This window comes from Halorubrum sp. SD683 (assembly GCF_002135045.1).
Lineage (GTDB): Archaea > Halobacteriota > Halobacteria > Halobacteriales > Haloferacaceae > Halorubrum > Halorubrum ezzemoulense.
Map to the genome: position 1 here is coordinate 1 of NZ_NEWJ01000091.1, position 9,362 is coordinate 9,362.

General features: G+C 70.2%; 9 protein-coding genes. 1 reads left to right on the forward strand and 8 read right to left on the reverse strand.

Features of this window, described 5'->3' with window-relative positions:
- Positions 1-230: 230 nt before the first annotated feature.
- The 4 genes from rad50 to B9G49_RS14695 all read right to left on the reverse strand — a co-directional run bounded on the left by rad50 (position 231) and on the right by B9G49_RS14695 (position 5,000).
- Positions 231-2,918: a DNA double-strand break repair ATPase Rad50 gene (gene rad50, locus B9G49_RS14680; RefSeq protein WP_086216867.1), complete on the reverse strand. Its 2,688-nt coding sequence runs from the start codon at positions 2,916-2,918 to the stop codon at positions 231-233.
- Entirely contained in the window at positions 2,915-4,234 is a 1,320-nt protein-coding gene (gene mre11, locus B9G49_RS14685; RefSeq protein WP_086216868.1) for a DNA double-strand break repair protein Mre11, read from the reverse strand. Before mre11 ends, rad50 begins: the two co-directional genes overlap by 4 nt.
- Positions 4,231-4,650 (reverse strand): hypothetical protein, encoded by a 420-nt coding sequence (locus B9G49_RS14690; protein WP_086216869.1) that lies wholly within the window; start codon positions 4,648-4,650, stop codon positions 4,231-4,233. Before B9G49_RS14690 ends, mre11 begins: the two co-directional genes overlap by 4 nt.
- 86 nt (positions 4,651-4,736) lie before the next feature.
- On the reverse strand, positions 4,737-5,000 hold the full coding sequence (locus B9G49_RS14695) for a helix-turn-helix domain-containing protein (RefSeq protein WP_049931722.1): 264 nt from the start codon (positions 4,998-5,000) through the stop codon (positions 4,737-4,739).
- Positions 5,001-5,193: 193 nt separating this feature from the next.
- On the opposite strand from B9G49_RS14695, the gene B9G49_RS14700 reads away from it, so the two are divergent.
- Positions 5,194-6,408, forward strand: a complete 1,215-nt coding sequence (locus tag B9G49_RS14700; RefSeq protein WP_049931723.1) for a proteasome-activating nucleotidase — start codon at positions 5,194-5,196, stop codon at positions 6,406-6,408.
- Positions 6,409-6,480: 72 nt separating this feature from the next.
- Here B9G49_RS14700 and B9G49_RS17215 read toward each other — a convergent pair whose 3' ends face one another.
- The 4 genes from B9G49_RS17215 to B9G49_RS14715 form a co-directional block, all read right to left on the reverse strand.
- Positions 6,481-6,612 carry a hypothetical protein gene (locus tag B9G49_RS17215; protein WP_254921855.1) on the reverse strand — a complete coding sequence of 44 codons (132 nt, stop codon included), beginning with the start codon at positions 6,610-6,612 and terminating at the stop codon, positions 6,481-6,483.
- An 89-nt stretch (positions 6,613-6,701) separates the two neighbouring features.
- Positions 6,702-7,874: a bifunctional oligoribonuclease/PAP phosphatase NrnA gene (locus B9G49_RS14705; RefSeq protein WP_049931724.1), complete on the reverse strand. Its 1,173-nt coding sequence runs from the start codon at positions 7,872-7,874 to the stop codon at positions 6,702-6,704.
- Positions 7,875-7,997: 123 nt separating this feature from the next.
- Positions 7,998-8,900 (reverse strand): NAD-dependent epimerase/dehydratase family protein, encoded by a 903-nt coding sequence (locus tag B9G49_RS14710; protein ID WP_086216870.1) that lies wholly within the window; start codon positions 8,898-8,900, stop codon positions 7,998-8,000.
- Positions 8,897-9,349 carry a DUF5791 family protein gene (locus B9G49_RS14715; protein ID WP_086216871.1) on the reverse strand — a complete coding sequence of 151 codons (453 nt, stop codon included), beginning with the start codon at positions 9,347-9,349 and terminating at the stop codon, positions 8,897-8,899. The genes B9G49_RS14710 and B9G49_RS14715 overlap by 4 nt, the downstream gene beginning before the upstream one ends.
- Between the last annotated feature and the right edge of the window lie 13 nt (positions 9,350-9,362).

The following is a 9,362-nucleotide window of genomic DNA, read 5'->3' on the forward strand; positions in this document are numbered from 1 at the left end:
CTGCGCTCGCTCGGGCGGTCCTCCGGGCGCCATCGGCTCCCCCGCGGAGCGGCCGACGCCCCCGCGGTGGCCCGTGGCGTCCGCCGGGGGGGCCCGCGCGGAGGCCCGACACGACGGGGAGGGGCGAGCCGTCGCCGCTGTCCCTCTCAGCGGCGGCGTCGCCGCGGGCTTCTACCGTTCCTGCCGCCGTCTGATCTATATAAAAGGACCCGGTGAAGCGGCGGTGACGCTCAGTCGTCCGCGAGCGACGTGACGTCGAGCTCCGCCGTGTCCTCCCGGCGGACGGTCGAGCGGTTCGAGCGCGGGTCCTTCTCGACGGTGACCAGCTCGTCGGCCGCGCCCACCAGCTCGTCGTCGTGGCTCACGATGACGATCTGGCGCACGCCGAACCCGCGCATCTCCTCGACCAGCCGGACGAGCCGCGAGACGTGCCCGGAGTCGAGGAACACCGTCGGCTCGTCGAGGATGAGCGGCGGCGTCGGCGCCGCGCCCTCGATCCCCTCCGAGAGCAGCCGGTAGATCGCGCAGCGCAGCGAGAGGTTGAAGAGGGCGCGCTCCCCGCCGGAGAGCTGCTCGGGGTCGAGCGGCTCGCCGTCCTTCTGGTAGACGGTGAGGACGTACTCGCCGTCGAGCTCGATGTGCGAGTAGGCGTCGTTCCCGTAGACGAGCTCGAACGTCTCGTTGAGCGTGCGCTCCAGCTCGGTGACGTTGCGCTGGCGGAGCTCCGCCCGCAGGTCGCCGTACATCGTCTCCAGCTCGCTCGTCTCTTCGTGGAGCGTCTCGAGCGCGTCCACCCGATCGCCGAGCGCTTCGCGCTCCTCCCGGAGCCCCTCTAGCTCGCGGATGTCGCCTTTCACTCCGCCGATCGCGTTCTGAAGCTCCTCTCTCCGCTCGTCGAGTCGCTCGAGCTCGCCGGCGACCCTCTCGAGGTACTCCACCGCCTCTTCCTTCCGCTCTTTCGCCGTCTCGACGGCGGACTCGTCGACGGCGTCGGCGAGCTCGTCGCGCCGCTCGCGCTTGTCCGCCAGTCGGTCGCGCCGCTCGTCGTTCACCTCCGCCAGGTTCTCGCGCTTCTCGCGGCGCCGCTCGATCTCGTCTTCGGCGTCCGCGATCGCCGACAGGCGCTCCTCGACCGCCGTCACCGCCTCACGGGCGTCCGCGACCGCCTCCAGATCGGCTTCGAGTTCCTCGACGCGCGCCGCGGCGGCCTCCGCCTCCTCGCGCTTCTCCGCGGCGACCTCACGCGTGTCCTCGGCCTCAGCGCGGAGCTCGGCGGCGCGCTCGCGTTTCTTCGCGGCCTGCTCGCGCTTCCGCTCCGCCGCCGCGCGCTTCTCCTCGGCGCGCTCTTCGAGGGTCGCGATCCGCTCGTCGATCTCGTCGAGTCTGTCCGCCGCGCTCGCGAGCTCGTCCAACTCCGCGACCTGCTCGTCGAGGTCGCCCTCGCGCTCGCGGGCGGCCTCCAGCTCGGATTCGAGCTCCGCCACTCGCTCGCGATCCTCGTCGATCCCGCTCGCGTGCGGCGAGTCCTCGACCGACTGGCCGCACTCCGGGCACTTCCCGGACGCGAGCAGCGCCTCCGCCTCTTCGACGCGCTCGCGGGCGTTCTTCAGCTCCGCCGACAGCTCGGCGATTCGCTCGCGGATTTCTCCCCGCTCGTCGCGCAGCGTCTCGCGCTCGTCGGCGACGCCGTCGCGGTCGACGTCGGCGGCCGCGAACCGTTCGCGGAGCTCCGCCGCCTCCTCGCGGAGCGTCCCGATCGACGACTCGCGCTCCGCCGCCTCCTCCGCCGCCGTCTCGGCCTTGTCGTCGAGGTCGTCGGCCTCGGACTCGATCTCCTCCGCGCGCTCGGTGCGGTCGTCGGCCTTCCCGGCGAGGTTCGTCGCTTGGTTCCGCAGCCCCTCGGCGTTCACCCGCGCGTCGTCGAGGTCCGTGCGGACCGATTCCTCACGGTCGTCGAGTTCCGCGCGCCGGTTCGCGACGGCCGCCTCGGTCGGCGCGTCGAGGCCGGCGTCGTCGAGTCGGTCGTCGATCGCGGCCTCGACCTCGGCGATCCGCTCGCGGGCCTCGCCGATCGCGTCGCGGTGGTCGTCGCGATCGCGCTCGGCCTCCCGGATCGCGGCCTCGATCTCGTCGATCTCGGCCTTGACCGACTCCAGCTTCTCCCGCTTTTCCGCGTGGGTCTCCAGCGTCTCCGCGGCCGCGTCGCGCGTCTCCTTCGCCTGCTCGCGCTGGGCCTCGTACCGGTCAATGTCGTCGGTGACGTCGCCGAGCTCGCCCTCAAGCTCGTTGAGCCGCGCGTGGAGGTCGCGGTCCTCCTTCGCGGCGATCTGCTCGTCGAGCTGGTCGAGCCGCCCGCGGCGGTTCTCCAGCACGTCCTCGACGCCGAGCCGGGCGTCACCGGCGCGCTCGCGGTACTCCTCCAGCTTCCCGAGCTGGAGGAGGTCGTCGATCGTGTCCTGCCGCTCCCGGGGCGTCGCGTTGATCAGCTTGTTCACCTCGCCCTGCCGGACGTACGCGCAGTTGACGAACGCCTCGGCGTCCATGCGCAGCAGTTCGGTGACGAACTCGCGGACGGCGCGCGCGCCGTCGCGGGCCACGTCGCTCCCGTCGGTCGACTTGAGCGTACACTTGTGGTCGATCCGACCGTCGTACGATTTGAGTCGCCGCTCGACCCGGTAGGAGACGCCGTCGTGGGTGAACCACAGTTCGACCTCCGTCTCCTCCTCGCCGTTCGTGATGACGTCTCCGAGGGTCCCGTCGAGCGCCTTCGACCCGTACAGCGCGAAGAAGCAGGCCTCAAGCAGCGACGACTTCCCGCTGCCGTTGAGCCCGTGGATCACGGTGACGCCCTCGGTCAGCCGCAGGTCGGCGTCGCCGTACGGCTTGAAGTTCGCGAGGCGGACGCGGTCGAACTTCACAGGTAGTCCTCCATGGAGACTTGGCCATCCGTCGACGCCGGGTCGGAGTCCTCGGGCTCCGCGGCCTCCGGCTCGGTGTTCGGCTCCGTCGGCTCCGACGCGTCGCCGTTCGGTTCGGTTCCGCCGCCGTCCGATTCGTCTCCGTCGGCGTCCGATTCGGCTCCGTCGCCGCCGGCCTCGACGGCGTCGAACGCGTCGAGATCACCGTCTCCGTCCACCCGCTCCTCGACCCTGCGTTTCACCGTCTCGCGGACGTTCGCGTCGGAGACGGTGTCCTCGCGGACCGTGCGCTCCACGTCGCGCGCGGCGGTCGAGAGCGCCATCTCGTCGAGTCGGTCGCGGACCGCGTCCTCCGGGTCGGCGAAGCTCACGTCCACCTCGCCGTCGGCGTCGACCTCGCGTCGGTCGACGACGCGCGCGATGAGCGCGCCCTCGTCGGTCGCGAACTCCTCGACGGCAGCCGGCGTCACCGGGTCACCCTCCCCGGTGATCTCCACGTGGACGACCGCCTCCGCGAGGTCGAACTCGCGCACGCGCTCGCGGACCCGCGACTCGCCCTCGCCCTCGCGCAGTTCGACGGAGACGAAGACGAACGGGCGCGTATCGAGCGCGCGGCGCCGGATCTCCACGCGGTCGTCGCCGCCCGCCGTGTCGGCGTCGAAGACGACGAGGTTGTAGCCGCGGCCCTCGCGTTCGCTCGCGCTCGCGCGCTCCGTCGACCCGGGGTACGTGACCCACGTGTCTGCGACCTCGGCGGTGTCCGGGGTGTGGTTGTCGCCGAGGAGCATCGCGTCGAAGGCGACGTCGCTCTCCGTCAGCACGGTCTCGGTGTCCCAGTCGGCGTAGCCGAACGGCTCGAAGAGACCGTGCGCGACCAAGGCGGCGTAGTCGGCGTCGTGGTCGGCGAAGGCGTAGTCGAGGTCGTCGCGCCGCGAGACGGGGACGTGGTCGAGGCCGTAGAAGGCGGTGTCGCCCACGACGACCGGCTCGTCGCCGAGCCGGGTGGCGAGCCCCAGCCGCTCGAAGAGGTCGAGCCACTGGCCGCCCCGCGTCGACTCGTGGTTACCGACGACCGCGAGGAAGGGGATTCCGGCGTCGTCGAGCCGACGGAGGACGGAAATCGTCCCCATCAGGTCTTGGAGGTCGGGCCGGCGGTCGTGGAAGAGGTCGCCCGCGTGGACGACCGCGTCGACGCCGCCGTCGACCGCGTCGTCGACCACGGCCTCGAAGGCGTCGAGGAAGTCCTGGCGTCTGACCGGCGAGTGGTACTGCGAGTACCCGATGTGGGTGTCGCCGGTGTGGATCACCCGTGTCATCTGTCCGCGTCTTGGCCGGTGTCCGGCTTAGGGATTCCGGGGCCGGAGCGGAAGTGATCGCGCTCGGCGCCGCCGCCGTCTCGGTCGCCGATGCTGTCTTGGTCGGCGTCGCTCCCGGCGTTCGCCTCGCGGTCGTTTCCGGGGGCGTCGCCCGCCGCCGCCCGCCGGAACGACCGGTACGCGGCGAGCGCGTCGCGCCCCCGCTCGACGGCGGCGTCGTCGTCCGCGCGGTCCGCGGCGTCAATCGCTTCCGCCAGCCCGTCGAGCCCGATCGCGTCGACGAATCCGGCCGCGCGCCGGAGGTCGGATCGTGCGGCGTCCGCCTCGTCGATCACGGCGACGTACGGACGTCTCGCGGTGTCGGTTCGAGTCGCGAGCGCGGCCAGCGCGCGCTTGACGGCGGTAGTCGAGACCACGGGACGACTGCCGCGGTATCGCCGATAAATCGTCGCACGCGGGCGGTCCGGGCGTCAGCGTCGGCGGCGGATCGGGCGGTCCGCGCTCAGATACCCAGCGAGTACAGCCGCTTGCGGGCGTCAGTGAAGGAGAACCGCGAGTCGACGACGTCCTCCTCCTCGAGCCGCGACAGCGCGTACCGGACCGTCCGGGGCGGGAGCAGCGTCTCCTCGGCCAGTTCGCTCTGCGTCAGCGTGTCGTTGTAGTCTAACACCTTCGCGACCAGCTTGGCGCTCGGCGGCAGGTCGCGAACGGCCGCCCAGCGGTCCGCGGTCCCGTCGTCGGCGGTGACGGCGTCGGTCGTGCTCATTCGTATACCGATCCTTGGCATGCCGGATGATAATATTTACTATCCATTTTGATTACTACTGAGAATTATTTTCCGTCAAACCTGCGAATCAGCGTAGACCCGGACCGCCGTCGTTCGGTGGTTCGCTGGCGGTACGGCCGCCATCGTGCCCCCACCCGAAGCCTCTTATCCGCGAGACCCTTTAATAAACACAATGAGCGATACGGTCGACGACGTCGACATGCCTTACGAGGGCTCGGCGTCGAAACAAGAGAAGATCGACTCCTTACAGGAGCGGCTCGACGTCCTCGAGTCGCAAAACGAGGAGATGCGCGACAAACTCCTCGACGCCAACGCGGAGAACAACAAGTACCAGCAGAAGCTCGAGCGGCTCACTCACGAGAACAAGAAGCTGAAGCAGTCCCCGCTGTTCGTGGCGACGGTCCAAGAGATAACGCCAGACGGCGCCGTGATCAAACAGCACGGGAACAACCAGGAGGCGCTCACCGAGATCACCGACGAGCTGCGCGAGCAGCTCGACCCCGACGACCGCGTCGCGGTCAACAACTCGCTTTCGGTGGTCAAGAAGCTGGAGAAGGAGACCGACGTCCGCGCCCGCGTGATGCAGGTCGAACACTCCCCGGATGTCACCTACGCCGACATCGGCGGGCTCGAAGACCAGATGACGGAGGTCCGCGAGACGGTCGAGATGCCCCTCGAACACCCCGACATGTTCGAGGACGTGGGCATCACGCCCCCGAGCGGCGTGCTGCTGTACGGCCCGCCGGGCACCGGAAAGACGATGCTCGCGAAGGCGGTCGCCAACGAGACGGACGCGACGTTCATCAAGATGGCCGGCTCCGAGCTGGTACACAAGTTCATCGGCGAGGGCGCGAAGCTGGTCCGGGACCTGTTCGAGGTCGCCCGCGAGAACCAGCCCGCCGTCCTCTTCATCGACGAGATCGACGCCATCGCCTCGAAGCGGACGGACTCGAAGACTTCGGGCGACGCCGAGGTCCAGCGCACGATGATGCAGCTACTCAGCGAGATGGACGGCTTCGACGAGCGCGGCGAGGTCCGCATCATCGCCGCCACCAACCGCTTCGACATGCTCGACCCCGCGATCCTCCGTCCCGGCCGCTTCGACCGGCTCATCGAGGTTCCCAAGCCGGAGACCGAGGGCCGCGAGATCATCTTCCAGATCCACACCCGCAACATGAACCTCGCCGACGGGGTCGACTTCGCGGAACTCGCCGAGCTGACACCGGACGCCTCCGGCGCCGACATCAAGGCGATCTGTACTGAGGCCGGGATGTTCGCTATCCGCGACGACCGCACGGAGGTCACGCTCGACGACTTCCTCGAGGCCCACGAGAAGCTCCGGCAGGACGAGGAGACGAACGCCGACGACTCGCTGGCGTTCGCCTGAGACCCGGACGACCACAGATCGAGACCCGCCGATCGCTGTTTTCACCTCTCGGTCGTTGACGAAAGCGCCCCGCTACAGCGCCGTGACGGCTAGATACGGGACGACGAAGACCAGCAGGAACACCAGTCCAACCGCGATACCGTAGCCGGCGCCGACGCCGGCGAGCGCGAGCCACCCGTCGTCGAGCGCGTCAGCGATGTACATAGCGGAGGGATCGCCGCCCGGAAGTTAAATCTGTACGCTCACGTCCGGCGTGGACGCCTCGCCCCGCCGGCCCGCCGCGTCGATCGCGGTCACACGTCCCCGGCCATCGCCCGGAACAGCCCGTCGGCGAGGGCGTCGCGGTCGACGGTCTTCGGCTCCTCCCCGGTGGGGTCGAGCTCCGGTTCGATCGTACCGCCGCCCATCCGGGAGTGCCCCCCACCGTTCCCGTTGTCGACGTCGTCCAGCACGGCCGCTATCGCGTTACCCATGTGGACCCGATCGTCCCGCGAGCGTCCCGAGAGGTGGACGGTCTTGTCTCGCTCGCCGATCACCACGACCGCGCTGACTCCTTCCAGCTGGATGAGTTCGTCCGCGGCCTGCGGGATCGCGTCCACGTTGTTCACGCCGCCGACGTCCGCGACCGCGAACGACCCCTCGATGCGACGGCCGGCGATCGCCCGGGCCTTCACCTCCAGCACCTCCGCGTCGACCGCCGGGTTCGCGATCCGGTCGAGCCGGTCCTGATCGACGCCCGGATAGAGGTACGCGGCCGCCGCGAAGTCGGGCTCGCTGGCGCCGACGGTGAGGTGTTTCGTGTCGGCCAAGATCCCGTACAACAGCCCGGTCGCCGTGTCCGTCGACAGCGTCAGGTCGCTCCCGGTCTCGCTCGCGTGTTTGTCCGGCGGGACGGGGACCGCGTCGTTGTCCTGAAAGTACTCGGCGACGACCGACGCGCTCGCGCCGTAGTCGGTCCGTACGTCGGTGAACGATCCACCGGCGCCGTCGCCGGGGTGGTGATCGACGACGGCCATCGGCAACACGCCGTCGGCGCCGGCAAACCCCCGCGGCTCGTTGTGGTCGACCAAGACGACCGATTCCGACGCGAGGTCGCTCACGTGTTCGATCGGCTCCAGTTCCAAGTCGAGGACCGTCCGGAACGCCCGGTTCTCCTGATGACGGATCTGACCGGGGTACTGGACGGTTGCGTCGACGTCCACCTGATCGGCGAGCGAGGCCACGCCGACCGCGGCCGACATCGCGTCGGGGTCCGGGTTCGGGTGCATCAACACCGTTATCTCGTCCTCGTCGGCCAGCAGCCGGCGGAACCTGACTCCAGGCGTCCGGCGGGCACGGAGCACGACGAGCCCCACGGCGACGACGATCAGGACGATGAGCGCCCCGGCGACGGCGATCTCCGGGTTCTCCCGGACCATTGCCTCCGCCTGCGAGAGTCGGTCGCCGACCGCGCTCATCGCTCGCATGCGTTGTGTTGAGTCGCTCCCGACACATGAAGGTTCGTTACCGTTCTGACGGAGTGAAACCGACGGAACCGACCGCGGTCGGACGACGACGGGCCGAACCGGCCGCCGTCCGTCCGAGACGCGCTACTCGGTCCGCGTCCGGTACGCTCGCACCGCGTCGCGGTAGCCGGACCGGAACGTGGGATGAGCGAACTCGTAGCCGAGCTCGCGGAGCAGCGCATTCGAACAGCGCTTGCTGGTTCGGATCCGGCGCTCCGCGGCCGCCGAGAGGTTCCCCACCGCGATCCGCTCGTCCTTCGACAGCTTCTCCGGGCGCCGGACGCCGCAGGCGTCCGCGAGCCAGTCGGCGAACACGTGCTTGCCGACCGGCTCGTCGTCAACGACGAGGACGACGCGGTCGCGTGCGCGGTCCGTCTCCAGCAGATGTCGAATCGATCCCGCGGCGTCGTCGCGGTGGACCATGTTCAGGTAACCGGCCGTCACCGGGCCATCCACGTACCGATCCAGCCGGTAGCGTTCCGGCCCGTACAGCCCCGCGAACCGGACGACGGTCCCGTCGATCCCGGCGTCGGCCGCGCGCTCCGTCGCGATCCGCTCGGCCTCGGCGAGGACGCGGGTCTTCTCCGTGGTCGGGTCGACCGGCGTCTCCTCGTCGACCCACCCGCCGTCGTGGTCACCGTACACGCCCGTCGAGGAGGTGTACACGAGCCGGTCCGGCGGCGCGGCCCGCGAGCCGTACTCGTCGACGACGTTCGCCAAGCCGTCGACGTACACTTCCCGGGCCGCGTCGGCACCGCGGCCGCCGGAGCTGGCCGCGAAGACGACCGCGTCCGCGTCCGGTAGCGCCGAGAGCGACTCGGGATCGGTCGCGTCCGCCCGGACGGCCTCGACCCCGGAGCCGACCGCGTCGACCGCGTCGAGGCCGGCGTTTGACCGGCGGACACCGACGACCTCGTGGCTGCGGGCGTCGAGCTGTTCCGCCAGCGCCAGCCCGACGTAGCCGCAGCCGACGACGACGACTCTCATGGCTTCCGACGCTCGATGACCGCGAGTATCTCCGCGAGCTGGCCAAGAGTTAATCTGGTCCGCCCCTCCAGCGCCTGTTGGACCTCCTGCCCGGTGAGGTCGGCGTCGATCCGCGCGGCGATCGCGTCGACGTCGAGGACGGCGGTCGCCATCCCCATCAGGAGGTGATCGCGCACCTCCGCGACCATCGCGTCGGCGTCGCGCCCCGGCTCCGCCGCCGCGAGGACGGCCGCCGCGTCCGCGAGCGAGAGCGCCGCGACGTCCCCGTCGCGGACGGCGCTCGCGTCCGCTTCCGTCAGGCCGACCTCGCCGACGAGCCGGTCGCCGTCGACGCCCGACGCGGCCTCCGTGACCAGCGTCTCGAAGGCCGCGAGTAACTCCGCCGCCGCCGGTTCGTCCGCGTCGACGTCGGGCCCGCTTCCGCGGTCGTCAACGACCTCGTGGAACATACTCCCTCTGGGT

Excerpts from the sequence above, each read along its gene's own strand:
- B9G49_RS17215 (WP_254921855.1), bottom strand. The coding sequence starts at position 6,612 with ATGTACATCGCTGACGCGCTCGACGACGGGTGGCTCGCGCTCGCCGGC.
- mre11 (WP_086216868.1), bottom strand. The coding sequence starts at position 4,234 with ATGACACGGGTGATCCACACCGGCGACACCCACATCGGGTACTCGCAG.
- B9G49_RS14710 (WP_086216870.1), bottom strand. The coding sequence starts at position 8,900 with ATGAGAGTCGTCGTCGTCGGCTGCGGCTACGTCGGGCTGGCGCTGGCG.
- B9G49_RS14695 (WP_049931722.1), bottom strand. The coding sequence starts at position 5,000 with ATGAGCACGACCGACGCCGTCACCGCCGACGACGGGACCGCGGACCGC.
- B9G49_RS14700 (WP_049931723.1), top strand. The coding sequence starts at position 5,194 with ATGAGCGATACGGTCGACGACGTCGACATGCCTTACGAGGGCTCGGCG.
- B9G49_RS14705 (WP_049931724.1), bottom strand. The coding sequence starts at position 7,874 with ATGCGAGCGATGAGCGCGGTCGGCGACCGACTCTCGCAGGCGGAGGCA.
- B9G49_RS14715 (WP_086216871.1), bottom strand. The coding sequence starts at position 9,349 with ATGTTCCACGAGGTCGTTGACGACCGCGGAAGCGGGCCCGACGTCGAC.